Source organism: Synechococcus sp. 60AY4M2 (genome assembly GCF_002760375.1).
Taxonomy (GTDB): Bacteria; Cyanobacteriota; Cyanobacteriia; order Thermostichales; family Thermostichaceae; genus Thermostichus.
In genome coordinates this window covers 1,767,559-1,792,208 of the sequence record NZ_AUMZ01000001.1, presented here as the reverse complement: position 1 = coordinate 1,792,208, position 24,650 = coordinate 1,767,559, and the positions used below count along the sequence as shown (strand labels likewise).

Annotated in this window: 15 protein-coding genes and 2 tRNA genes; 7 read left to right on the top strand and 10 right to left on the bottom strand. The window is 60.8% G+C overall.

Going from position 1 to position 24,650, the window contains the following annotated elements:
- Nucleotides 1-3,033, bottom strand: a complete 3,033-nt coding sequence (locus SYN60AY4M2_RS07835) for a PAS domain S-box protein (RefSeq protein ID WP_240527771.1) — start codon at nucleotides 3,031-3,033, stop codon at nucleotides 1-3.
- 195 nt (nucleotides 3,034-3,228) lie between these two features.
- The gene (locus SYN60AY4M2_RS07830; RefSeq protein ID WP_011431657.1) at nucleotides 3,229-4,227 is read right to left on the bottom strand and encodes a ribose-phosphate pyrophosphokinase; all 999 of its coding nucleotides are present in this window, start codon (nucleotides 4,225-4,227) and stop codon (nucleotides 3,229-3,231) included.
- A 119-nt stretch (nucleotides 4,228-4,346) separates the two neighbouring features.
- Between SYN60AY4M2_RS07830 and SYN60AY4M2_RS07825 the strand changes: the two genes are divergently transcribed.
- The 5 genes from SYN60AY4M2_RS07825 (at nucleotide 4,347) to SYN60AY4M2_RS07805 (ending at nucleotide 14,288) form a co-directional block, all read left to right on the top strand.
- Complete coding sequence (locus SYN60AY4M2_RS07825) at nucleotides 4,347-5,879, top strand: ATP-binding cassette domain-containing protein (RefSeq protein ID WP_099812659.1); 1,533 nt, start codon at nucleotides 4,347-4,349, stop codon at nucleotides 5,877-5,879.
- Between the two features lie 131 nt (nucleotides 5,880-6,010).
- The gene (locus SYN60AY4M2_RS07820) at nucleotides 6,011-10,678 is read left to right on the top strand and encodes a TM2 domain-containing protein (protein ID WP_099812658.1); all 4,668 of its coding nucleotides are present in this window, start codon (nucleotides 6,011-6,013) and stop codon (nucleotides 10,676-10,678) included.
- A gap of 90 nt (nucleotides 10,679-10,768) precedes the next feature.
- A complete protein-coding gene (gene rodA / locus SYN60AY4M2_RS07815; RefSeq protein WP_099812657.1) occupies nucleotides 10,769-12,079 on the top strand; it encodes a rod shape-determining protein RodA in 1,311 nt (436 codons plus the stop codon).
- Between the two features lie 349 nt (nucleotides 12,080-12,428).
- Entirely contained in the window at nucleotides 12,429-13,655 is a 1,227-nt protein-coding gene (locus tag SYN60AY4M2_RS07810; RefSeq protein WP_011431661.1) for a cysteine desulfurase family protein, read from the top strand.
- Nucleotides 13,656-13,688: 33 nt separating this feature from the next.
- A complete protein-coding gene (locus tag SYN60AY4M2_RS07805; RefSeq protein ID WP_099813293.1) occupies nucleotides 13,689-14,288 on the top strand; it encodes a CPP1-like family protein in 600 nt (199 codons plus the stop codon).
- A gap of 159 nt (nucleotides 14,289-14,447) precedes the next feature.
- Here the strand turns inward: SYN60AY4M2_RS07805 and SYN60AY4M2_RS07800 are convergent, their stop codons facing one another.
- The 3 genes from SYN60AY4M2_RS07800 to lysA all read right to left on the bottom strand — a co-directional run bounded on the left by SYN60AY4M2_RS07800 (nucleotide 14,448) and on the right by lysA (nucleotide 17,735).
- Nucleotides 14,448-15,194: an isoprenyl transferase gene (locus tag SYN60AY4M2_RS07800; RefSeq protein WP_011431663.1), complete on the bottom strand. Its 747-nt coding sequence runs from the start codon at nucleotides 15,192-15,194 to the stop codon at nucleotides 14,448-14,450.
- A gap of 5 nt (nucleotides 15,195-15,199) precedes the next feature.
- Nucleotides 15,200-16,123 carry a diadenylate cyclase CdaA gene (gene cdaA / locus SYN60AY4M2_RS07795; RefSeq protein WP_011431664.1) on the bottom strand — a complete coding sequence of 308 codons (924 nt, stop codon included), beginning with the start codon at nucleotides 16,121-16,123 and terminating at the stop codon, nucleotides 15,200-15,202.
- Nucleotides 16,124-16,358: 235 nt separating this feature from the next.
- Nucleotides 16,359-17,735, bottom strand: a complete 1,377-nt coding sequence (gene lysA, locus SYN60AY4M2_RS07790; protein WP_011431665.1) for a diaminopimelate decarboxylase — start codon at nucleotides 17,733-17,735, stop codon at nucleotides 16,359-16,361.
- A 218-nt stretch (nucleotides 17,736-17,953) separates the two neighbouring features.
- Between lysA and SYN60AY4M2_RS07785 the strand changes: the two genes are divergently transcribed.
- Both SYN60AY4M2_RS07785 and SYN60AY4M2_RS07780 read left to right on the top strand, forming a co-directional pair.
- Nucleotides 17,954-18,039 (top strand) — tRNA-Tyr (locus SYN60AY4M2_RS07785).
- A gap of 4 nt (nucleotides 18,040-18,043) precedes the next feature.
- Nucleotides 18,044-18,115: transfer RNA gene (locus SYN60AY4M2_RS07780), tRNA-Thr, on the top strand.
- Here the strand turns inward: SYN60AY4M2_RS07780 and miaB are convergent.
- The 5 genes from miaB to SYN60AY4M2_RS07755 form a co-directional block, all read right to left on the bottom strand.
- Nucleotides 18,115-19,476, bottom strand: coding sequence for a tRNA (N6-isopentenyl adenosine(37)-C2)-methylthiotransferase MiaB (miaB, locus tag SYN60AY4M2_RS07775; RefSeq protein WP_099813292.1), 1,362 nt, complete (start codon nucleotides 19,474-19,476; stop codon nucleotides 18,115-18,117). The two genes, SYN60AY4M2_RS07780 and miaB, sit on opposite strands and share 1 nt — an antisense overlap.
- A gap of 182 nt (nucleotides 19,477-19,658) precedes the next feature.
- Nucleotides 19,659-21,008 carry an adenylosuccinate synthase gene (locus SYN60AY4M2_RS07770; protein ID WP_099812656.1) on the bottom strand — a complete coding sequence of 450 codons (1,350 nt, stop codon included), beginning with the start codon at nucleotides 21,006-21,008 and terminating at the stop codon, nucleotides 19,659-19,661.
- A gap of 157 nt (nucleotides 21,009-21,165) precedes the next feature.
- Nucleotides 21,166-22,686, bottom strand: a complete 1,521-nt coding sequence (locus tag SYN60AY4M2_RS07765; protein WP_099812655.1) for a S41 family peptidase — start codon at nucleotides 22,684-22,686, stop codon at nucleotides 21,166-21,168.
- Nucleotides 22,687-22,822: 136 nt separating this feature from the next.
- Nucleotides 22,823-23,410 carry a Uma2 family endonuclease gene (locus SYN60AY4M2_RS07760; RefSeq protein WP_099812654.1) on the bottom strand — a complete coding sequence of 196 codons (588 nt, stop codon included), beginning with the start codon at nucleotides 23,408-23,410 and terminating at the stop codon, nucleotides 22,823-22,825.
- Nucleotides 23,411-23,513: 103 nt separating this feature from the next.
- Nucleotides 23,514-24,644: an SH3 domain-containing protein gene (locus tag SYN60AY4M2_RS07755; RefSeq protein WP_168173325.1), complete on the bottom strand. Its 1,131-nt coding sequence runs from the start codon at nucleotides 24,642-24,644 to the stop codon at nucleotides 23,514-23,516.
- Between the last annotated feature and the right edge of the window lie 6 nt (nucleotides 24,645-24,650).

Genomic DNA, 24,650 nt, shown 5'->3' with positions numbered 1-24,650 from the left:
TCAAGGCTGGCTCCTCGGAAAGGTAATGATGAAAGTGGTACCCGACTTGTTTCTCAATTCTATCTTGCCCTGGAGCTGATCGGTGAGAGTTGCAACCAGTTGTAAACCCAAAGATTGAGTTTCCTTGAAATCGAAGTTGCTGGGCAGGCCAATGCCGTTGTCAGAGACGCGCAACTGAGTATAAGTACGGGTTTGCTTAAAGTGGACGTCGATCTGGCCGCTGCGGCCTTTGGGAAAGGCGTATTTGAGGCTGTTGGTGACCAGCTCGTTGATGATCAGGCCACACAAAACTGCCTCATCGAGGTTGAGGCGGATCCCTTCGGCGCGGATGCTGGCGCGAATGATCTCGGGGTTCACGCCGTAGGAGTGGAAAAGATTAGAAATTAAATTGTGGAGGTACTGCCTCAAATCCACAGCAGCCAGGTTGTTGGACTGGTACAGGCCCTCGTGGATCAAAGACATCGCCTGAATGCGGCTGCCGGCGTCCTTAAAAACGCGGGCATACTTGTGGCTTTTGATTTGATCCGCCTGGAGCCGCAGCAGGCTGGAGATGATTTGCAGGTTATTTTTGACGCGGTGGTGGATCTCCCGCAGCAGAATCTCTTTTTCCTGCAGGGCCGCCTGAATCTGCAGCTCCGCCCGTTTTTCTTCGGTAATGTCTTCAGAGATGCCGATGATGAAGAGGTTTTTGCCTTCGGGATCCCGCACTGCTGAGACTGCCAGGCGACACCAAACCACCTTGCCGCTGCGGTGGATATAGCGTTTTTCCAGGTGGTAGCGATCCCGTTGGCCGTTCAAAACTTCCTGGAAGAGTCGCCAATCTTCCTCGAGGTCGTCCGGGTGGGTGAGGTCGCAGAAGCTCTTGTTGACCAATTCGGCGCCGCTGTAGCCAAGGATCTCTTCCAGGGCGGGGTTCACCTTGAGGTAACGGCCCTGCCTATCGACGATGGAAATGCCCAGGGCCGACTGCTCAAAGATGCCCCGCAAACTCAGCTCGCTTTGGCGAAGGGCTGCCTCGGCTTGCTTGCGCTCGGTAATGTCCAAAATTTGGCTGAGAAAGTAGCTGGGATCCCCTTGGGCGGTGCGCACCAGGGTGATGCGGAGAAGGGCATAGACAATTTGCCCGTTCTTGTGAATGTAGCGTTGCTCCTGTTCGCAGTGGTGCACCTCGCCGGCCAGCAGGCGGTTGGTGCTCTCCAAGGTGACGGCGATGTCGTCGGGATGGGTGATGTCGAGGACGGTTTTCCCCTCGAGATCTTCTAGGGTGTAGCCCAGGGTTTCGGTAAAGGCGGCGTTGATTTGAAAATAGGTGCCATCCAGGTGGGTCATGGCCTTGGCGATGGGGGACCACTCAAAGGATTGGCGGAAGCGTTCTTCGCTTTCTTTGAGGGCCACTTCTGCCTCGACGCGGGCGCTGATGTCGATCACCTGGTTGAGAAACTGGGTGGGCTGGCCGGCTCCATCGGTAAGCAGGGCGGCCTGGAACAGCACATGGACAACTTGGCCGGAACGGTGGATGTAGCGAATCTGCCGCTGGCTGATGGAGACTTTGCGTGTCAAGAGAGCCTCGTTAGCCGCCAGCAGTTGGTTGACATCGTCGGGGTGGAGGATGTCCAGTTGTTGCCGACGCTGCAACTCTTCGGGGGTGTAGCCGACGATCTGGGCAAAGGCCTCGTTGACCTGGATAAATCGCCCCTGCAGATCCACCAGAGCAATGCCGTTGGGAGCCAGCTCAAAGATCTGCCGGAAATGATTGGCGCTCTGTTGCCAGGCTTGCTCTATACGACGACGTTCGGCTTCCAGTTGCTTGGACTCGGTGATGTCTTCGGCGATCCCTGCCACCCGGTAGACCTTGCCCTCTTTGTCGAGGATGGGAAAGGTGCGTTCTCGCAGCCAGAGGAGGCGGCCATCGGGGCGGCAGAGGCGAAAAACCACATCGGTGGGTTGGCCCTGAAGTTGGGCTTGAAAAATGGCGGGGAACAGCCAGCGATCGTCAGGGTGAATGCGGCGCATCCAGGCCTGGGGATTGGCGTAGGCCTCTGCAGGGGAAAGGCCCCAAATGGCTTCACAGGCGGGGCTGACGTAAATCAGCTCTTTGCCGCAGAGCGTTGAAATCCAAAACAGTTGCTGGCTGTTCTCAGCCAGTTGCAAAAAACGATGTTCGCTCTCTCTGCGGGCTTCTTCCAGTTGCTGTTGCCGTTCTTTAAGCTGGCGGGAGGCTGTAATATCGGTAACAAACCCTTCAAAATAGAGGGGCTCCCCCTGCTCGTTGTACAGGGCGCGGGCGTTTAAAGAAATCCAGATTTTTTTGCCGTCCTTGCGGCAGACCTGCTGCTCCGCGTGCACGACCTGGCCTTCCTTCAGCATGCGCTGTACGAACTCAGATCGCTGCTCTGGATCGCCGTAGATCTGAGTGCCGATATCGGAGACGTGGCGCATCAAATCTTCCGGGGATTCGTAGCCGAAAATATGGGCCAGAGCCGGGTTGGCCACCAGATATTTCCCTTCTGGAGTGGTTTGAAAAATCCCTTCGACGGCGTTCTCGAAGATCGGCTGGTAGCGGGCGGCGGTGCTGCGGCTGTGCTGCAGTTGCGTCTGGAGCTGCTCGAGGGCTTGTCGCTGCTCCTGGGCCTGGAGCAGGATGTGTCGCAGGCTAAGGGCGATGAGGTCGATCTGTCCCCGTTCGGGGAGGCTCAGTTGGCGGGGGCGCTCCCCCAGCAGGTAAAGTGTTGCCAGCCGCCTCCCTCCCTCATCCAGCAGGGGAAAGGCTTCCTGAAAGGGCCAAGATCCGCCGATGGGGTTGGGCGGCTCGTTGCCGGGGATCTGCTGGGGGTTGGGGTAGAGGATCCCTTTTGCAGGCGAGTCGGAATGGGATCCCGGCTGGACCAGTTCTAGATAGACCCAGGGTACGTTCAGCAGTTGCCCCAGCAATTGCAACAGCGGGTACAGCGCCGCAGCGGACTCTGTCTTCAGTTCAGTTGGAAGGGACAGCTCTTCCCTGGCGGCGGCCTGCCCGGCAACACAACCGTTCACAACGGATCTTGGTGACCTAGAAATGGGAGGCGACATGGGAAAAACTCGGCTGGGAAGCTAGCTCTACCCAGTCCATCAGGATAGATGGGGGGTACCTGTTGAGTTGGTCTTCACAGGGCAAAAAGCAAGGGATCCCCTCCAGGTACGCCCGTTCTGCACCCCCTATCTATACTTTAGCGATGCTCTGGAGAAACTTTAGTGAAACATGCTGCTGACGGAGCTGTCTTCGTGAATGCGCCAGATCGCTTCTCCCAGCACGCTCGCCACCGAGAGGACGGTTAAGCCTGGAAAATGCCGCTCTGGAGGGATGGGGATGGTGTTGGTGACGATCACCTCTTCAAACAGCCCGCCCTGCAGGCGTTCGATGGCGGGATCGGAAAAGACCGGGTGAATGGCGCAAGCGTAAACCGCCTTGGCTCCCGACTTGCGCAGCAACTTTGCCCCTTCGGAAATGGTGCCCGCCGTATCGATCATGTCATCCACAAGGATGGCGATTTTACCGCGCACATCGCCAATGAGGTTCATGACTTCCACGTCGTTGTGGGCCTGGCGGCGCTTGTCGATAATCGCCAGCGGGGCTTCCTTGAGTTTTTTGGCAAAGGCGCGAGCCCGCGCTACTCCCCCTACATCGGGAGAGACGACCACAATATCCTCGTCGAGCAGGCCTTTTTCTTTGAGGTAGGCCTGCAGAACCGGCTGGGCATAGACGTGGTCGAGGGGGATGTCGAAGTAGCCCTGGATCTGGGCCGAGTGGAGATCCATGGCCAGCACCCGGTGGGCTCCCGCCTGGGTGATCATGTTGGCCACCAGCTTGGCGGTGATGGCTTCCCGTCCGGCGGTTTTGCGGTCGGCGCGGGCGTAGCCGTAGTAGGGCAAGACGGCGGTGATCTGGCGGGCCGAGGCGCGGCGGCAGGCGTCGATGATCACCAACAGCTCCATCAGGTGATCGTTGACCGGGCGGCAGGTGGGCTGCACCAAGTAGACATCGGCACCCCGAATCGACTCCTGAATTTGGATGTACAGCTCGCCATCGGCAAAGCGCTTGCGCAACATCGGGCCCAGATCCATGCCCAAGTAACGCGCCACCTCTTGAGCCAGAGCCGGGTTAGCGCTGCCTGAGAAGATTTTGAGGCGGTTGCTATCCGAGATGGGTGGCAGGGGGGAAGGGCGAAGAAGGGGTGCAGGGCGAACCACAGATCGATGCTGAACTCGTCCGCAGCCAACGCCTAACGGCGAGCTGTCGCTATCGTAGCACCAGCACTTGCAACCTCAGCAACTGTATTCTTGGGGATTTTCTGGGGAGGCAGGTTACTATGAGCAGAATGAAGGTCGAGCTGCTGCACATCCACAAGCGTTTTGGGGCGGTACAGGCGAACCGCGATGTGTCCTTGCGGGTGGAGGCGGGCACAATCCACGGCCTGCTTGGGGAGAATGGGGCCGGCAAAAGTACCTTAGTTAAGATCCTGAGCGGCTTTCTGCGCTGCGATCAGGGGGAGATTTGGATTGATGGGCAACCGGTTCGCATCAACAGCCCTGCAGCGGCCATTCGTCTGGGCATTGGCATGTTGCACCAGGATCCCTTGGATTTTCCTTCTCTGACGGTACTAGAAAACTTTATTGCCGGGCAGCGGGGGCGCTTGGGTTTGGGGCTGCGAGAAAGCCGGAAACGTCTTGAGAAAGCCTGTGAAGAGTTTGGTTTCAACCTCAACCCCGATGGAGCCATCGGCAGCTTGACGGTGGGGGAACGGCAACAACTGGAAATGCTGCGGTTGCTTTCCCTGGGGATCAACACCTTGATTTTGGATGAGCCAACGACGGGCATTTCTGCAGCGCAAAAAGATCTTCTGTTCGCGGCTCTGAGAAGGTTGGCGGAGCAGGGCAAATCGGTGATCTTCGTCTCCCACAAGCTGGCCGATGTGGAGTGCCTTTGCGATCGGGTGACGGTGATGCGGCAGGGGGAGGTGGTAGGGGAGCTGCCTGTTAGGGGTGAAGACATTGCCCTGTTGGAACAGCAGTTGATCGATTGGATGTTCGGGCGGGAGTTGACACCCCCAGCTCGGCCCCATTCTCCGCAAAGGAGAGCGGATCCCCTGTTGGAGTTGCGCTCCCTGGTGGTGCGGCATGAGCCGTTTGCCTTGGCTTTGCCAGATCTGGCGGTGCAGCCGGGGGAAGTGATTGGGTTGGCCGGTTTGGAAGGCAGTGGGCAACGCTCTTTCCTGCTCACCTGTGCAGGGTTGTTGCCGCCCAGGCGTGGCCGGATTCTGTTGGGGGGGCAGGAGATGACAGGCCGTCCTTACGGCGACTATCTGCGCTGTGGGGTGGGGTTTTCTCCGGCGGATCGGCTGCGGGAAGGGCTGATCCCCGGCTTAACCTTGCAGGAGCATTTTGCCCTCCAGCAGCAGGATCCCTGGATCAACTGGGCTCTGGCCCGTCAGCAGACCCAAGCGGCCATCGAACACTTCAGCATTCGGGGTCACCCCTACAGCCGGGTGGAGCAACTCTCGGGGGGCAACCAACAGCGCAGTCAGTTGGCTCTCTTGCCCACACCCCTGAGTCTTTTGCTGATGGAGCACCCAACGCGAGGGTTGGACATCGAGTCGGCGCTGTGGGTCTGGGGGCAATTGCTGGAACGCACCCAAGCGGGTACGGCTATTCTTTTTGCCTCGGCGGATTTGGACGAGATCCTGCAGTACAGCGACCGAGTGATGGTGTTCAGCGGCGGACAGGTCTCGGAACCCATTCCGGCGGCGGAGCTCACCGTTTCACGCCTGGGACAGATGATGACGCTTCCCGTCTTGCGCAGCACTCACAGCGGCGAGATCCCAGGGATCCCGACTGAGGTTTAGAGGGCTGGTCGCATCAGCAGGAACTGACACTCTGCCGGAGCAAGAGAAGGATTTGAGAACAGCATGGCAACCGGACAGAGCAAGGCTTAGAGTAGCAGTAGCCCCAAGCCTTTTGCTCAAGGAATCTGGCCATGGGATCCCAGGATCACCTCTTGCCTCCAGGAGCAGAGGAGCTGCAATCTGACCGCTCGCCCTCCTCGGAGCAAGTCCTTTTGGAGCTCACCGTTCAGGGATCCCGGCAGCAAGTCTTGCAGGGTTTGCGGGCCTGGCTGGAGCTGAGCTTGCTGACTCCAGAGCACTTTCGCTTGCTGGTGGAGCAGTATCGGCTAGAGGGGGAGGAACCAAGGTCAGCGGCAGTTTCCCCCAGCGACGAGATCCCGGCTCGTCTTGGCTCGGCCTACGTGCTCTGGATTTTGGGTTTGTTTGGCATCTGTGGCCTGCACCGTTTTTATCTGGGCCGCTGGCGGACGGGTTTGCTCTGGCTGTTGACCTTTGGGCTGCTGGGGATCGGACAGCTCCTGGATTTGATTTGGATCCCAGGGATGGTGCGAGAAAGAAATGCTCGCCTGGCCGGATCTGGGGTTGAGGAACCTGCGGTCGAGGGGGGAGAAGAGCCCCAAGCTGCCCCTCAATCCACTCGCGCTACTCGGACGGAGTCCTTGCCCCCCCCTACCTCGGCGCTGGCTGTTTTGCTGCGGAACTTGCTGTCAGAGCTGAGCGTGGCTTGGCTGTTGCTGCTGGGCCTGTTTTTGGTGGTGGTGTCCTCGGGGGTGCTGGCGGCCAGCCACTGGGAGCAATTTTCTCCAACTGCTCAGTATGGGGTGCTCTTGGCCTATACGGCGGCTTTTGGGGTAGGTGCTGGATGGATCCAACGGCAGGAAGGGCTGCGTCTAACCGGTCAAACCTTGGAGGCTATTGCCCTGCTGCTGGTGCCGGTGAACGTGTGGGCCCTGGATGGGCTGGGGATCCTTTGGGGGATCCGCATCCTGGCGCTGGGCTTGCTGCTGGGGATCCCGTTGACGGCTGAGGGTCGGGTGCGCTCGCTGGGTTCAGGTGCCGGCTTTCGCGACAGCGGTGTGGAGCCCAATGCCTTTTACGGAACCTTGGTGAACTTTTTGGCCCTCTCTGGCTTGCACGCTTTCTGGAGCTTGGGGCCGCAGGAGCTTCGCCCTGCTTTTGTCCTGGGGATCCTGTATCTGGGGATCCTCAGCACCGTGATTTACACCTGGAGCCGCCGGTCTCGGGAATTACGGGGCTCCAAGATCTGGCTAATCGGGGCTGCCGGATCCCTGTTAATCCTACGGGGGCTGCTGTCTGGGCATGTCCAAGTGCCGCAGTTGGGGTTGGCGGTGGCCCTGTTGGGTTGGCTAGCAGCGGAATGGCCCCAGGGATCCCCGGACGTCGTAGCAGAAGGCGCTCAGGAGGGGATGCTCTCCCGCTGGTGGGAGGGGAGCTGGGTGCTGTTGGTGGTGGGCTGGCTGCTGGCTGCCATTGGCTTGGCGGAGAGCCGTTTCAGCGGCTGGCAGTTGCTGGGGATTAGCCTGCTGGGGATCCATGTCTTAATCGGGCGCTTGCGCCGACACACCCAGTCGCCCCAGCGGGACGAAGTCCTTAGGGTGCATTTGACGTTGCTGTTCTTGCTGGGCCTGGAAACTTGCTGGGCTTTTTGGCAGGTGTGGCCAGCAAGCTGGCGGCAAGAGGTTGTAGCTACAGTAACCAACTGGTTTCAGCCCCTTGATTCCCCTTGGGGCTTGCTGGGGTTGGCGCTGCTGCCCTACGAGGTGCTGTGGCTGGGGTTGGCGGCCCGCTGGCAGAGGAGCGGTCCAGAAGCCGGTGAGACAGACTTTTCTGGGCTGGTGGAACCAACAGAGCGCTTGGTTTTGGGGCTAGGGGGATCCCTGCTGCTCTTGAGCCTTCCCTATCCGGCCATTCGCTTTTGGCACTTGCTTTTGAGCGCCGGGATCCTGGCCTGGTGGCTACAACAAAAGTCCAGATCAGGAGAAACTCCCAACTTTCTTTGGGTACTCCTGACCCACGCCTACGGAGTGGGGGCGCTGCTGGCCGGGATCCGCTGGCTTTTGCCCGACTTGTTCGCGCCAGCGGTGCGGAGCACTAGCCTGTCCAGTTGGGGAGTGGTTCTGCTGCTGGTGGGCCTATTGCAATGGGCAGGGCGGGTAGCTCTGGGTGGGTCAGAGCGCTTTTTTTGGGGAGTGCCTGCGGAGCTGTGGCAGCGAAGTGCAGATGGCATAGGGCTGGTGCTGGTGGGATCCAGCTACTTGGCGTTTTTGCTGCAACGGCTCCCCGAGTTGTCTGCGACGGGTGAACAATCCTTTGGCTGGCTGTGGCTGCTGGTGCCTCTTGCTTTAACGGCAGCTCAGGTATTGGCCCTGCCCCCCCTGGAGTTCATGCCCCGCTGGCTGCAGAGCCCAGAGCAAGGGGAGGTGGGATTCCTTTCCTGGCGGCAGGGGATCCCGGAGCGCGGGTCTTTGCGTTTCCCGGCAGTTCTCTCCCTTTTGCTGGCCCAGTTACTCACCTTTGGAAGGCCGGGGGTTGAGTTTCTGGGTCTGGGCTTGGGGTTGCTGCTGATGGCCACTCAGGTGTGGGTGTGGGCCTCTTTCCCCTCCGCCGACCATGAGCTCCACACCGCCAACGCAGTTGTTCCAGCAGAGGTGCTGTTGACAGTGACGTTTGGCTGGGGGTTCGGTCTGGTGGGAATCCATCGGCTGTTCCCCGCTTTAACGGAGTCAGAATGGCTGACGGCCTTGGGGGTGCTGCTGTTGTTCGCGACAGCGGTGCGGAGCACTAGCGGCTGTCGCTACAGCCTAGGGACTCCGTTCCACTACCTCTCTCCCCGCCTTCGGGCAGCTTACCGACCGGTGCTGGATGGCTTTGGCTTTCTGCTGGGGATCGTACTTTTACTTTCCCTAACGTTGCAGACATTGCAGCCAGAAGCAGGTCGCATCGGTGGTGGAAAGTACCTGGATTCCCCAGTGGCTCTGACCCTGGCCTCTGGGACTGTCCTGGTGGCCATTGTTTTGCGGCTTTGGGTGGAAGTGGCTCCCGCTTTTTATCGCGACGGCGGTGTCCATCCTGCTGGCTTGGAGAGCGAAAGCCCGTCTCCTTCCAGGGCGGAGGATGTCTCAACTGGCGGCAGCGGTCAGGAGGCTTCGTCGGCCATCTCATGGTCTGTAATGGAGGGGCTGTCCTATGGGCTGATCTGGGCTTTGGAGCTGTTGGTGGCAAGCGGCGTGTTGTGGGCTGTGCAGGGATCCCGTCCTGTTGCCCCTCTGCTTGCCGTCATCAATCTAAGCCTGGGGATCCTCTTTTGGATTGGGCCGGAAAAACTCCTCTTTGAGCGGCCCGATCGCGCTGGTGGGACGGAGTCCTCAGGGGGACAACTCCTGCAGCGGGTCAAGGCTCTGAGTTGCTGGGGGACAGCGCCGCTGATCTATGCCGGCTTGGGCTGGCTGGGATCCCATCTCGAACTCGAATGGAGCGAGCTGACAGGTCTGGGCAGCTTAGGTCTCTCCATCGTGCTGCTAGGCGTGGGGCGCCGACAGTCACCGGAGCAGCACCCCTGTCGCGAACAGGAAGGCCCTCCTCCTACCAACCGGAAGGGGATCCTGGGAGCTTTCGGAATATCGCTGGCGGCCTACGAGAGCTGGGTCTACTTTCTCGGCCAGCGAACTGGGGAATTCTGGGAGGACGAAGCGGCGGTGCTGACAGCTTTGCTAGGGCTGCTCTTGGCAGTGGGCTACTGCCTCTGTCCATCTTGGCTGGTGGCGACCCTGCGGCTGAAAGCGGCCTGGCTGCAGCGGATAGGTGCCGGCAACTGGGGCTTGGCCAGCCTCGCCCTTTGGAGTTTCGCTCTCAGCCCTTGGGGGAAGGGGCTCTGGGTGCTGACGGGATCCGGCCTGGTGGCCTATGCCGCCGGACAGGCGAGAACCTCAACTCTAGAATCTCCAACAGAGCAAAATTGGGTGCCAACGGTCTGGGGTTACCTCAGTGCATGGCAAGGAGCTGGGGTTCTGCTGGGCGGTGTGTTCCTGGGGCTGCCGCAGCTATCCATAGCGCGATGGGCCGGATCCCTGCTCTGTGGGCTGGGGCTGGTTTACCACGGCTTGCCCTGGCGACGGTGGGGCTGGCCGGCGGCTCCTTGGCAGAATACAGCCCTGGTGCTGCCCCTGGCCGCTTTTCTGGTAACCGCGGGAGGAAATAACACCCTTAATCTGCTGCTGGGGGCAACCTACTATGCCCTGCTGGCTATCTGGAGATCCCAAGTGCGCCTGGGCTATGTCAGCCTGTTCTTGAGCAACTGGATCCTGTGGAATTACGGCTGGCATCAGGATTGGGCTTCCCTGACGTTCTATACCCTGCCCCTGGTGGGATCCCTGCTCTATGTGGCCCAGGTGGATCCGGGATTACAGGAAGCCAGCGGGCGACAGGGGCGGCATTGGCTGCGGCTGGTTTCCTTGGGCACATGGCTGCTGGTGGTGCTGGTGGAAACCCACGGGCAACGGTGGACGGGATTTTGGCCGGTAGGGTTGGGTTTGGCCTTGGGTCTGCTGGGCTTGGCCTTGCGGGTAAGAGCCTATCTCTTCGTGGGCACGCTGGCCTTTGGGCTGGGGATCCTGCGGCAGGGATGGCTGTTGGTAACAACTGATGCGCTGCTGCTCTGGGCCACTGGGATCCTGCTGGGCCTGCTTCTGATTTGGACGGCAGCCAATCTTGAAAGGCGTCGAGAAGAGGTGGGATCCCGCCTCTCCGCTTGGCTAGGGCAACTGCAGAGCTGGGAATAGCTCCCCCCGTGGGAGAGGGGTCGAGAGTGAGCCAGTGGGGCAAGGGGCATGTCAAACTGGTGCTGGCCTTGCTTTGGAGGATGGGGTCTATTGCTGGGCAACGTTGACCCAAAGGTGTCTTCTCAGCCTAGGTGGAAAAAGCTTCTGCGGCAGATCTTGGCTCCTTGGCGCGAGTTCGATGGCATGTTGCTGGCCACGGTGCTGGCCTTGACAGGCATCGGCATTCTTGCCATCCGCAGCGCAGTCTGGGAGCGTCCCATCAGCTACTATTGGCTGCAGCAGTTGATCATGGCCGGGATCAGCCTGGTGTTTTTGGCGATGGTGGCGCGGATCCCCTATGAGCGGCTGCTGCGCTGGCACTGGTTTACCTATGGCCTGACCTTGGCGGGCTTGGTTGCAGTGCTCTTTTTCGGCACGGCAGGAGGGGGGGCGGAGCGGTGGATCTCCATTGCCGGCGTCCAGGTGCAGCCTTCCGAGTTTGCCAAGTTGGGGGTCATTATTACCCTGGCGGCCATTTTGCACCACTGGCCGATCAAATACTTCAGCCAAATTTGGGTGGCCGTTGCCGTCATCGCCCCTCCTTGGGTTTTGATCTTCCTACAGCCCAACTTGGGCACGGCCCTGGTGTTTGTGGCCATCTTGCTGGCCATGCTCTACTGGGCCGGGGCCAAGGGCAGTTGGATCCTTTTGCTGCTGTCGCCGGGGGTGGGGGCCATCCTCTACGGCCTGCACACCCGCCCCGAGCTGAGCTGGATGCTCTGGGTCTGGCTGATCTGGTGCTTGGGCATGGCGAGCCTGGCGGCTTGGCGGCTGCCTTGGCGGTGGACAGGAGCGATGACCTTTGGAGTGCTCAACCTGCTCTCCGGGCATCTGGGCCAGGTGGCCTGGCACATCCTCAAGCCCTACCAGCGGCGGCGGCTGGAGATCTTCATCGATCCCATGCAAGAGCCCTGGGGATCTGGCTACCACCTGATTCAGTCCCGCATCGCCATCGGGGCCGGCGGGCTCTGGGGCCGTGGCATCCAGCAGGGCACCCAAACCCAACTGGACTTCATCCCCGAGCAGCACACCGACTTCATTTTCTCGGCCATTGGGGAAGAGATGGGCTTTGTCGGCACCCTGACGGTGCTAATTCTGTTTTGGATTCTCTGTGCACGGCTCATCTGGATTGCCCAGGGGGCCAAGGACAATTTTGGCTCCCTAATTGCCATCGGGGTGCTGGCCATGATCCTCTTTCAGGCAGTTGTCAATATCGGCATGACCATCGGCCTGGCCCCCATCACCGGCCTGCCCCTGCCTTTTTTGAGCTATGGCCGCTCGGCTCTGCTGACCAACTTTCTGGCCATTGGCCTGGTGGAATCGGTGGTCATGCACCGCCAACGCACCACCTTATTCAGGTAATTTCAAGAGTTTTCTTCTCCCTCCTTTTCTGGCGACGCTGGCTCAGGTCGGTAGCCATGCCGCTCCGCAGCGCTCTCCTATCCGCGCGCAACGCTGCTGACGAGCCAGGGATCGACCCCTGCTTCTACTCCCTCCTAGTCTTTTCGTCCTCTCTCCTGGAGGGCCCTGGCGCGGTTGAGATCTCGATGCACCTACCCCACTTGCCTATGCGGTGGGGTAGTCAGACGCTGCCCAAAACCCCCTCCCGCCTAAAGAGCTGGCACGACTGCAACGCCTGCGGCAAGGGGTGTAAATTGCCAACGCGCCAGCACTAAGATGGGGACATCGAGTCCTGGGTTGTCAAGCTCCCATGTCGCCTCTCGATCCCGCGCTTTACTTTGACCACAGCGCCACCACTCCGCCTCGGCCGGAGGTGATCGAGGCCATGCGGCTGGCGATGCAGGAAAGTTGGGGCAACCCCTCCAGCTTGCACGCTTGGGGCGAACGGGCGGCCATGGCCATGGAACGGGCGCGGCAGCAGGTGGCCGAGCTGCTCAACTGTGAGCCGGAGACGCTGCTGTTTACCTCCGGCGGGACGGAGTCCAACAACCTGGCCCTGTTTGGGGTGGCGCAGCGCTACTCCACTCCCCAGCACCTGATCATCTCCAGCGTCGAGCACGCCTCGGTGGAGAATGCCGCCCGCCGCTTGCAGGCCCAAGGCTGGAAGGTAACCCGCCTGCCGGTGAACGCCGCCGGCCAGGTGGATCCCCAAACCCTGCTCCGGGCGCTGCAGCCCACCACCGTGCTGGTCTCCATCGTCCACGGCCAGAATGAGGTGGGATCCCTGCAGCCCATTGCCGAGCTGGGCCGCCTCTGTCGCCAGGCGGGAGTTCTCTTCCACACCGACGCGGTGCAGACGGTGGGGCGGATCCCCTTGGATCTGGCGCAACTGCCGGTGGACCTGCTCTCCCTGTCTGGGCATAAGCTTTACGGGCCGCAGGGGGTGGGGGCGCTCTACGTACGCCCGGGGGTGGAGCTGCAACCGCTGCTGCGGGGGGGCGGGCAAGAACGGCGGCTGCGAGCTGGCACCCAGGGGATCCCTGCCATTGTCGGTCTAGGGGTGGCAGCGGCCTTGGCAGCCCAAGAGCTGCAGCAGGAGACGGCCCGCCTGCGGCAGTTGCAACGGCAGCTGGCCCAGTTGCTGGCCTCTGTGCCAGGTTTGCGGCTAACTGGCCCCTCGGATCTGGAGCAACGCCTGCCCCACCACCTCAGCTACTGCACTGCCGCCATGCCGGGGAATGTGCTGGTGAGGGAGATGAGCCGCCAGGGGATCGCCATCAGCGCCGGCTCTGCCTGTAGCAGCGGCCAACGGATCCCCAGCCGCATCCTTTTGGCCATGGGCTATTCCGAGGCCGAGGCCCTGGGATCCATCCGCCTCAGCCTGGGCAAGGCCACCACCCAAGCCGCAGTTGAACAGGTGGCGCAGTCGCTGCGGGCTCTTCTCCTCTCGGCTGCGGGCGCTGGATCCCTTGAGGAGAAGGCAACCCAACCCCTGCCAGCGGCTCCTGCCGCTGAATTGGCGGCTGGGCTAAGGTGATAGAGAGTTACAGGGCTGGTCGTTATGGCTGAGATGAGTCCCTATCAAGTGTTGGGAGTCAGCGAAGAAGCCTCCTTTGAGGAGATCCAATCGGCGCGGGCACGGCTCCTGGCCAGCTTGGGTGCGGATGAACAGCAGCAGGAGCGGGTGGAACAAGCCTACGACGCCATCCTGATGCAGCGCCTGCGCCTGCGCAAGGAGGGCAAGATCGCCGTCCCCGACCGCATTCGCTACGCTGAACAGCGGGCTGCCCGTCCAGAGACAGAACCGAGTTTGCCCCGTCCCGCTGCCCAAAATCCCCCCTGGATCAGCCGCTGGCTGGATAGCCCCTCTGCCCCGGATATGCTCTGGCCCGCCGTGTTGCTGGGAGGACTGGTGGGTTGGGTTGTCTTGGCTCCCGATGAGTATCCCTCCCTGCAACTGGCGCTGGGGCTGATGGCCTGTATCTATTTCCTGTACCGCAAAGAGCGCCGCTTCCTTCGCGCTTTTCTCTTGGCGCTGGCAGGACTGAGCCTGGGACTGATGTTGGCCTACGCCATTGCCCTTCCCCTCACCGGCGGCGATGCCCCCGGCGCCCTGTTGGTGGGGATCACGTTTGCGGTGATGTGGCTGGTCACCAGCTTTCTGCGCTAGCTGGGGGGCTTCAGGTACACATTCCTACATATGTGCTGCCTGTCCATCTAAGTCGTTCCCTAACTCCCCTCTCCCTGAGGGAGAGGGGTTGGGGGTGAGGGCAGGAGCGCTTGGGTCGGCCCCTAGTTGGATTTGACCAGGCGGGGATCCGTCAAGGTCTTATCTGCCGAAGCGCCGCTGCCGCGACTGATAGCTGAGCAGGGCTTGGTGAAAGGCGGCGCGGTCGAAATCCGGCCAGAGGATGGGGGTGAAGTACTGCTCGGTGTAGGCCATCTGCCAGAGCAGGAAGTTGCTGATGCGCATCTCGCCGCTGGTGCGGATCAACAGGTCGGGATCCGACAAGCCAGTGGTGTAGAGAAATTGGGAAAAGAGGGCCTCGTCGATCTGATCCGGTTGCAAAAGCCCCTGCTGCACCAGGGTGGCAATCGAGCGGCAAGCCTGCACGATCTCCTGTCTGCCGCCGTAGTTGAGGGCCACCGTCAGGCAAATGCCCTCGTTGTGCTGGGTGCGTTCCACCGCATGCAGGATCGTGTCCTGCAAAGATCGGGGCAGGGCCGACAACTGGCCGGCAAACTGGATGCGCACCCCCTGCTGCACCATTTCCGCCAGTTCCTGCCACAGCACCTGCTCGAACAAGGTCATGAGGAAATCCACCTCCTCGCGGGCGCGGCCCCAGTTCTCCGTGGAGAAGGCGTAGGCGGTGAGGAGGGGGATCCCCCAATCGTGACAGCAGCGGAGCAACTCCTTCAAAGCCGCTACCCCGCGCTGATGCCCGACACTGCGGGGCAAGCCTCGTTTTTGCGCCCACCGCCCGTTACCATCCATGACCACTGCCACATGGCGGGGCAATAACTGCGGATCTAGGTCGGCAGGCAACTGCAGAAGATGGACAGGAGAAAGGGTCATGCGGATCAGTCTTTAGGAAGGGTTTTCTCAGGTTTGCGAAGGAGTTTGGCTAGATCTGGCAGGGATCCCCACCAGCGCAACAGCCCATTGTGAATCCACGGGTGGGCCCACAATCCCTGCAGAGGAGCATCCCGTTTTTTGGCTTCGCGCGGATGGCGCAACCGCTGCACCAGCAGTTCGTGGAGCTTGGCACTGGTCAGAGGTCGCTCGAGGCGTCCGCCTTCTGCCAGTGAGATGGATCCCGTCTCCTCTGAGACCACAATACACAAGCAATTGGCCTGTTCTGTGATCCCCATCGCCGCCCGGTGCCTCGTGCCCAGTTGGCGAGAGGCAGTTCGCTCCGAAACCGGCAGGATCACCCCTGCCGCGCGAATCCGATCCCGATGGATAATTACAGCCCCATCGTGCAGGAGCGTCGAGGTCTGGAAGATCGTCTGTAAGAGCTCCCGGGACACCCGCGCCTGGAGAGGAACCCCTTTATCGGTGAACACCCGCGAGTCAATGGGCTGATCTGGCTCGATGACAATCAGCGCCCCTGTCCGATTTTGGGAGAGTTCTCGCACCGCCTGCACCACCTCCTCCACCAAATCCTCCTTAGGGTCATCCTCGTCATCGTCTGTGCTGTTCGGCCACTCAACGCAGATGGCCCTCGCCAGTTGCTCCAGGAGCCGCCGAAACTCCGGCTGAAAGAGTACCCCCATCGCCACAGCCGCGGCCAGGAGCAAGCGATCCAAAATCAGGTGCACCAGCGGCAGCGAGGCGGTGGCCAGATACAGGACCAGCAGCACCATAAACCCCCGCACCAGCACCCCGGCCCGGCTCTCGCGGGTGTAATAGAGGGCCAAAGCCAATAGCAAGACGGCCAGAGCCCAGTCCAACAGGCTGAGAACATTAAACTGCTGTAGCCAAGCCCATAAGGCCGCCAGCATGCCGAAAAACCCCGTTCACGCTCCCCTCGTTGCGGACCCTTTGCCTACGCCATCCTGCGCCCCAGAACCTTTTGGCTCCGGAACCCCTGTTGGACTGCGGCCCCCTGACCAGCCTACCACTCACCTCCTACCTGTCTTCCAGTCTTTCCTGCCCCAGAGCCAGCGGGGTCGCCGCTGCAGAGAAAGCCGGGCCCCGCCCTCAACGGCAACGGTTACAGGCAGCCGTCTCTGCCCTTCACCGCTGCAACCGCTCCGGTAAGATGTCCTGACGGATCAGATCTGCATAAGTTTCCCGCCGCAGGATCAACTGGGCCTTCCCTTGGTTGACCAGCACTGCCGCGGGCCGAGGGAAGCGGTTGTAATTGGAGGCCATGCTGTAGTTGTAGGCCCCGCTGGTCAACACAACTAGGACTTCGCCGGGCGCTGGGTTGGGCAAAAGCACATCTTTCAAGAGCACATCCCCCGACTCGCAGTGTTTGCCGGCCACTGTCACCCGCTGGGTGGCCTCGGCCTCAGGGCGGTTGGCCAGAAGGGCGGTGTAGCGGGCTCCGTAGGTGATAGGGCGGGGGTTATCGGACATGCCGCCGTCAATGGTGACGTAGAGACGCCCTTCGGGAAGGTCTTCGCTGGGCGGGATCCACTTCTTGCCCCCCAAAGTGTAGGCGGTTACAGCCGCTGGCCCAACCACAGACCGTCCAGGCTCGCAGAGCACCTTGGGCAGCGGGATCCCGGCGGCGGTGAAGCTCTGCTGCACTGCAGTGGCCACGGCTTCCACCCACTCCGGAATGGAGGGGGGATCGTCGGATTCGACATAGCGGATCCCTAGTCCGCCGCCCACATTCAGCTCCTGCAAGGGCAGCCCCTTCTCCAGCCCTTGGCGCCAGACCTGGGCCAGTACCCCTGCCAGATCCCGGTGGCCTTGTAGGTCGAAGATCTGGGATCCGATGTGGGCGTGGAGCCCGACGCATTGCAATTGGGGATGGGCTGCCAAAAAATCAAATACCTCCGGCAGTTGCCACTGGCCGATGCCAAATTTGCTGTCGGTTTGGCCAGTGCGGATGTACTCGTGGGTGTGGACGTCAATGCCGGGGTTGACCCGCACCAACAAGCGGGCCGGTCGTGCAGGGGTAGCCAGAGCGGCCAGTTGCTGTAGCTCGTAGAGGCTATCGGCCACCAGGGTGCAGCCCACCTCCAGGGCCATGGCCAGCTCCTCCGCCGACTTGGCGTTGCCGTGCAGGTAGAGCTCCTCACCCCTGGCTCCTGCTTGAATAGCGGTATAGAGCTCCCCGCCGGAGGCCACGTCCAGCCCCAGCCCTTCTTGTAAGGCCAAAGCGCAGATGGCCAAGCAGTTCCAGGCTTTCGTAGCATACAAGACCTGGGATCCCCCAGGGTAGCAGCGGGCCCAGGTGTCGCGGTAGAGCCGGCAGGCGTGTCGCAACGTCCACTCGTCCAGGATGTAGAGGGGAGAGCCAAACTGGCGCACCAGCTCTACCACGTCGCAGCCGCCGATTTCCAGGTGGCCCTGGCTGTTGGTGCGGCTGGTCAGGGGCAATAGCGACTGGTTGGGAGAAACTTGTTCGACGGAGGTGGAAGTGCCGAGGGTTGAAACCATAGGGACAAGTGAAGGGACTGTCCTCCACCCTATCAAGTTTTCTCTCCAGTTTGGCCAAATGCCCTCAAGCCCCTTGTTGCCAGCAGCCCCCGCAAGGTAGGGCATGATGTCTTGCCGGGAACTCCCTCCCTGTTTAGCTCCCGTCCCCAAGACAGCTCTTCTCGCCTGGATTCGATCTTGGGCAGCACTTTCTGCTAGTATAGGAAGCCAGTGTCCAAGGGTCGATGCCCGAGTGGTTAAAGGGGGCGGACTGTAAATCCGCTGGCTTATGCCTACGTTGGTTCGAATCCAACTCGGCCCACCATGCCGCCCACGTAGCTCAGTGGCAGAGCACCCCCTTGGTAAGGGGGAGGTCACGAGTTCAATCCTCGTCGTGGGCTTACGTGCAGGCTCCAAGTTCCGCCGCTTGAGGTTTCTCTTCCCCTGGCTTGACGATCTCGCCGCTGAGGGAAAAGGCCCGTGTGGCAGTGATGCGCACTGGCACCAGGGATCCCTGCAATTGCTCGGGATCGCCGTCGAAGAAGACGATGCGATTGCCGCGGGTGCGCCCCATGGCCTGGCGGGGGTTTTTGGGATTGGGGCCTTCCACCAGCACCTCCTGCACCTGGCCCAGCAGCCGGGCGCTGCGGGCGGCAGCCACCTCCGCGACCAAGCGGTTGAGCCGTTGCAGGCGGTCGCTTTTTTCCTCTTCCGGCACCTGGTCAGGCCACTCGGCTGCCGGCGTGCCAGGGCGGGGAGAGTAGGCGGCAGTATTGAGGAAATCAAAGCCGATATCCTGAACCAGTTGCAGGGTTTCCTGAAACTGGGCTTCCGTTTCGCCGGGGAAGCCGACGATGGCATCGGCGCTGATGGTGGCCTCGGGCATGTACTGGCGGATGAGCTGGATGAGCTGGCGGTAGCGCTCCTGGGTGTAGCCCCGCCGCATCCGCTTGAGGACGGCGTCGCTGCCCGCCTGGAAGGGGATGTGGAAGTGCTCGCACACCTTGGGCAGCTCGGCACAGGTGGCGATCAGCTCTTCAGTAAAGTAGCGCGGGTGGCTGGTGGCAAAGCGAATCCGCTCGATCCCTTCCACCGAGTGGACAAAGCGCAGCAGGCTGGCCAGGTTGGTCTTGGGATCCAGATCCCGCCCGTAGGCGTCGATGTTTTGCCCTAGCAAGGTGACCTCGCGGTAGCCGGCCCGGGCCACGTCCTCAATCTCGGCGCGGATGGCCTGCGGCTGGCGCGACTGCTCCCGTCCCCGCACCAACGGCACAATGCAGTAGGTGCAGCGCTCGTTGCAGCCGTAGATGACGTTGATCCAGGCTGTCACCCGGCTATCCCGGCGGGGCTTGGTGATGTCTTCCGGGATCTCGACAGGCTCGGTGGCCACCACCTGGTTGCCCGCCTCCACCTGGGCCAGCAGATCCCCAAGGCGGTTGACGTACTGGGGGCCCATGACCAGATCCAACTCGGGGACGCGGCGCAGCAACCTTTCCCCCTCCTGCTGGGCCACGCAGCCGGCCACGATGAGCTTGATGGCTGGGTTTTTCCGCTTGCGCTGCGCCTGGATGCCCAGGTAGGAATACACCTTTTGCTCAGCGTTATCGCGGATGGTGCAGGTATTGAAGAGAACTAAGTCCGCCTGTAGCGCGTCTTCGGCGGGCACATACCCCAGCGACTCGAGGATCCCGGCCATGCGCTCGCTATCGGCCCGGTTCATTTGACAGCCGAAGGTGATGGTGTAATAGGTGGGAGCAGCCATGGCAAGACCAGAAGACAGGGTCAGCAATCTCTACCTTTTTTGAGCTTAGCGGATCCTTATGGGGCGGTAGCGGCAACGTAAGGGTTGGGGGGCAGATCCCTCTCCCTTGGCTCCCTCTGCGCGGCCCAGGCTGGTTTGCTAAGCAGTGTCCCTCAGCAGAGTAGCCACTGAGCTAGGGCGCGTCAGTCGGGCATGAGGGCGTGAACTTGCTTGCGGCCGTTGGGGTAGAGCAAGGCGCGCTTGGGGCCGTGGATGGGATCCTCCACGATAATGGTTTGGTCGCGGCTGGCTCCCAGGGAGACGATGGCAATCGGCACCTGCATCAACTGGGCCAAAAACTTCAGGTAGTCGTAGGCTTCGGGAGGCAAGTCCTCAAGGGAGCGGCAGTCTTTGGTGGAGCACTTCCAGCCGGGCAGGGTTTCATAAATGGGCTTGCACTGGGCAAAGACGCGGGCATCGCTGGGAAAGTGACGGATCTCGCGCCCCTGGTACTCATAGGCCACGCACACCTTGATCTCGTCTAGGCCGTCCAGCACATCCAACTTGGTGATGGCCAAGCAATCCAGGCCGTTGATCCGCACGGCGTAGCGCCCGATTACGCCGTCGAACCAGCCGCAGCGCCGCTGCCGCCCGGTGGTGGTGCCAAATTCGGCTCCCGCCGCCCCCAGGTAAGCGCCAATCTCGTCCTTGAGCTCGGTGGGGAAGGGGCCTTCGCCGACGCGGGTGGTGTAGGCCTTGGCTACCCCAATCACCCGGTCAATGCTGGTGGGGCCGATCCCGGCCCCCACGCAGGCGCCGCCGGCGATGGGATGGGAGGAAGTGACGTAAGGGTAGGTGCCGTAGTCGAGATCCAACAGCGTGCCCTGGGCCCCCTCAAAGAGGATGTTCTGCCGCTCCTCGATGGCCTGGGTGAGGAGTAGGGCAGCGTCGGTGACGTAGGGGCGCAGCCGCTCCGCGTAGGCCAGGTATTGCTCGATGATCGGCTCGGGATCCAGAGGGGGTAGGTTGTAGATTTTTTCCAGCAAAACGTTCTTGTAGGGAATGGCCCAACTGAGGCGCTCCCGCAGTTGGTCGGGGTACATCAAGTCCAGGACGCGGATGCCCATGCGCTCGGCCTTGTCGGCGTAGGTAGGGCCAATGCCTCGCCCGGTGGTGCCCAGCCGGTAGATGCCGCGTCGCTCTTCCTCGGCCACGTCGATGACGCGGTGGTAGGGCAAGGTTACGTGGGCTGTCTCGGCGATGTAGAGGTTGTGGGTGGAGATCCCCAGTTGGTGCAGTTGGTCGATCTCGGCCAGCAACACCTCAGGGTCGATCACCGTGCCGCTGGCGATGATGCAGCGCTTGTCGGGGTAGAGGATGCCGGAGGGGATCAGGTGCAGCTTAAAGATTTGGCCCCCCACCACCACGGTATGTCCTGCGTTAACCCCGCCTTGGTAGCGGACGACCACATGCGCCTTTTCACTGAGGAGGTCGGTGATCTTACCTTTTCCTTCGTCGCCCCACTGGGCACCGACAACCACAACGTTTGCCAAGGGCTTCTCCTACAGTCTCTGAACGGCACAAAAAATCCCCTTTGCGGGGTCGCTGCACTAATTTACCGCATTGCTCCAGGCAGTGTTGAGGGCTTCGGACAAAAACGTTAACAATCGATTAATTTCGACCCCTCGCTAGGGCAGCAGCCCGCTCCCTTTAGCTCCCCGGCTTGAACAGGCCAATGGCGGTGACCTGGTTGGATCCCGCCGCAAAGGCAAAGGACAGGCCAAGGGCGTCGTAGTTGACATAGTAGCGATCGTCGCGCAGATATTCTCGGCTCCCCTTGGGGTAGGGCACCACCTCGTTGTAGCCGTTCTCGCCAGGCCCGCCGTAAATGGCGATCACTTCCGAGTAGGTGGAGCCGATACGGATCCCTTCGCCAGTCATGGCTTCGGGTTGGGTGGTGTAGATGCGGTCGGCAAAAAAGCTATTGAGAACGCCCGGACGGCGGTAGGCAAAGAGGATGTAGTCCTGCAAGTAGAAGATCTTCAGGTCGCTGTTGGACTGAAATACATTTGCCCGCGATTCGGCCGGGATCAAATCCACGTTGCCCAAGAGGTGGGTATCGACGTTGCGGGTATCCATGCCCAGGACAAAGCGACCAACACGGCCCTCTTGCACCAGGACGGTGGGGCGGGGGGGAGGGCTGGGGCGGCGGGGCAGGGCCAGCGCTTCTAGGGCGGCCTTTAGCCAGGCGTTCTCATCCCCCTCCACCTTTTGCAGGGGCACCAAACCCTGGGCTAGGGAGCGTCCATCGCCTGTCTTCCAGGTGGCCACGGCCAGTTCCACCGCCGCGCCAGAAGGAAGGGCAAAGAAGCGGGTCTGGCGTTCGCTGCCTTGAGTGGGTTGCCCTACTATAACGGTGCTGCCGCTGGCTCCCAACTGGGCCGCCAGGAGGGTGGCCCCCTGGCGGGTGTTGCCGTCGACCAGGACGGCCGATGGGATCCCAGCAGCCAGTGGCAGGTTTTCGCTGTTCCAGGGGGTAGGCTGGCCAAAGCGGTCTTCGGTAACCAGCAGCGGCTGCACGGAGCGGGGCAAGAATAGGCGTGCCACATCCGCTATCACTTGCGGGTCATAGCCCACCGAGCTGCGCAGGTCGAGGACAATGCCTTGGCTGTAATCCTGGGTGTAGAGGGCTTGGCGGATCTGCTGGGCTGTGGCAGGGGTGAGCTCCGGCACTGCCAGGTAAACCTGGCGCGGCCCAATCTGACGCGCCTGCAGGGGTGGACGAGGGCGGTTGAGCAAGTCCCTGAAGCTTTGGGGATCCCAGAAGCGATCGGCGGGATCCCCGTATTCGCGCAGAACCTCTCGAATCAGCTCGTACTCGACTTCGATGGGCGGACGGGGATCGCTGTAGGTGCGGGCCAACAGGCGGGTGTAGAGGTCGTTGTAGTTAACCGCAGCGGCTTGCTTGCCCGCCTGCCAAGACTCGTTGATGAACAACTCCACCAGATAGCGCAAATCCTGGCCCATTGCTGGCAAAGGAGGAGCTGCCGGGATGCCCAGATCGGGCGACGCACCCTGGAAGGGAGAAATCGGATTCGCAATCGGATCCTCAACTGAGGGCATGACCGGCACAGGGGGCAAGGCCGCTTGCCCCATCACTCTGCCAGAAAGGACTCCGCTGAGCGCCCCGACTGTGCCCCACACCTGAACTGCCCGCGCAAATCCCTTCATGGTGGCCTGCCCTTGTTTGCAGATGCTGTGAATAGGATAAACTCTGGGCAATCTCCTCTACCACTGTCGGCAGGGCCAAATGCTTGTTTTTTAAGCCATTAAGACACTACCAGTTGTTTCCCCTTTTGCGGATCCCTTAGCTCTCGGCAGACCAAATTTTGCGGATGGGCAGGGTGAAGCCGGGCAGCACGTCTTCTCCCGACAAGGTTTCTGGGTCTTCCAACAGTTCCGGCGCCTGTCCTGCTCGGTAGATCATCACCCGCTTGGCCTTGGCATCCAAAAGCCACCCCAAGCGGCAGCCGTTGTCCAAGTACTCCTGCATCTTGGCCTGGGCTTGAACCCAAGAATCGGTGGGCGAGAGGATCTCCACCACAAAGTCAGGACACAGGGGCAAGAATCCCCGGCGGGTCTGGGGATCCAGAGCCTCCCACTTTTCCAGCGGGATCCAGGCCAGGTCAGGAGAGCGGTCGCTGCCTGAAGGCAGAGAAAACCCCGTGGAAGAATCAAAGGCTTTGCCTCGGCCCGCTTGGCGGTTCCAGACATAGACTGCCCCCGCAATTTCAAAGTTGAGGTTGCCAATTTCACCTCCGGTTGGAGACATAATCACCAGCTCTCCCTGGGCGGTGCGCTCCAGCTTCAGCTCAGGATTGGCCGCACACAGCCGGACAAAATCCTCTCGCGTCAGAGTCATCAAAGGGCTGAGATTGAGCGTCAAGGCCGTCATGGCAGGAACTGGAGCATGCAAAACCGGATTGCTAGAATGACCCCACTGCTGAAGTGCGACAGGAAGAAATTGCGATCCCTGGTCTTAGTTTAAGAGTCTCAATCTAGTTTACTTTTGATTCAATGTTTTCCAGGGCTTGAGGATGGATCCCTGCTGCGATGGCTTGCTGCAATACGTGACGACGCACCTCTTCAGTGTGCCTGTCAAGCACCATTTTCAGAGCATAAAACCGGTTGATGGCAAGCTCGTTGAAATGGGCCAGCGCCGCTGCGGCAAAGGATCCCTCTGCACCCCGATAGAGGTATCGCACCAAGGTATCGGCGGCTTCTATGGCCAGTTCCCCTTCCAGAGAATGCAGAGCTTCTAGATTCTTTTCCACTTCTGCCAGGGAGTTGCCACAGGATACCCGTGTCAGACCCATCGATACCCAGCCCACCAATGGCTGCCGAATCTTGAGCCAGCCGTTGAGTACTTCCATGACCCGCACTTCGGTTCCATTGGGCAGTTGACCGATAACATTGCCTGCGGCTACAGCGGGTGTCGACCGTACATTAGTCGGCGGATTGGGATCCTCTATCTGAGTAATGCAGGGCAGGGGGACATCTGTGTACAAGGTGTCGTCGATCTCAACCTCCTTGCCGGCACTGCGAAGTGTATCAATTAGCCGACTGACAACATCTTTGGGCACATCTAGCACTGTCGAGAGCCAACTTGGATTAATGCTTAGCCCTGGCTCCCAGCCCGCCTGAGCCACCACTACCCACTGACCACTGTGTTTTTTAAGCAAATAGCAGCCATCAATTACCGGAAGGTCGCCAACTCCGGCAGAGACTTCAACCAGAGCATAGTTTTCGGCAATGGCGATTGCTCCGGTTTCCAGAGGATGAACCGGCACACCGGGAGATCGAGCTGCTGCTTGTCGGAGATACTCGTTGATCAATGGGTCGGTGAGCACAGCTTGCCTTATGGCAGTGCGATCACCAGAGCTGCCGGGGTTCGGCAAGGTTTGCGCGACCCAAGTTCTCGCTGTGGCAGCTGGCAAAGCCGACAAAACTTGAAGGGAAGCTGTAGGAGCTTCTGCCTTGGATCCACCCTTGTCCAGGAATTGCGCTGTTGGAGAAAAGACATTGCCGCCCAAAAGTAGTAGCGTTGGTGCTATCGACAATGCTGATGGGATTTTCCTCAAGCTCAATATCGATCGGCAGCTTTGGGATAGAAGAGCTTGCATTTTCATCAACAT